The organism is Haloferax sp. Atlit-6N (assembly GCF_003383195.1).
GTDB classification, from domain to species: domain Archaea; phylum Halobacteriota; class Halobacteria; order Halobacteriales; family Haloferacaceae; genus Haloferax; species Haloferax gibbonsii.
The window spans coordinates 1-563 of the sequence record NZ_QEQJ01000139.1 but is presented as its reverse complement, the minus strand read 5'-3'; the positions used below and the strand labels follow the sequence as shown (position 1 = coordinate 563).

The following is a 563-nucleotide window of genomic DNA, read 5'->3' as shown; positions in this document are numbered from 1 at the left end:
GCACCGACAGGTGCTCTCGACCGCCGACGCGTACGCTCGGTACTGTCTCAACGCGACCGAAGACGACGTCTTCGGGGGTAATCCACCCCTACCCTTCGCCTACGGCTACGGGGACCTGGTGACGTTCCCGCTGCGTTTCGGTGCCACGTCGAGTCTCGTCGAGAACGCCTCGCCGGGTGACCTCCTCGAAGCCGTCGAGAACCACGGGATCACGATCCTGTGCTCTATCCCGACCGCATACAACCAGATGCTCTCGAAGCACCCGGACGGCCCCGAGGAGTACGATACGTCCTCGCTGCGGATGGCGATGAGCGCCGGCGAACCACTGACCCATAGCACGTTCAACAACTTCAAAGACAGCTACGGTTTCGAGATTTACGACGGGATCGGCACGACGGAGATGCTCCACATCTTCGTGAGCCACCGCGAGGGCCAAGAGATCGACCCCGGCGCGACGGGTTATCCGGTGCCCGGGTACGAGTGTAAGGTCATCGACCCTGACACGGGCGAGGAGCTCCCCCGCGGTGAAGCCGGGATGCTCACCGTACGCGGCCCCACGGGCA

At 63.9% G+C, this 563-nt stretch carries 1 protein-coding gene; it reads left to right on the top strand.

Annotated elements, in window-relative coordinates; translation table 11 throughout:
* A partial coding sequence (locus tag DEQ92_RS21605; protein WP_147299559.1) for an AMP-binding protein occupies positions 1–563 on the top strand: 563 nt, incomplete at both ends.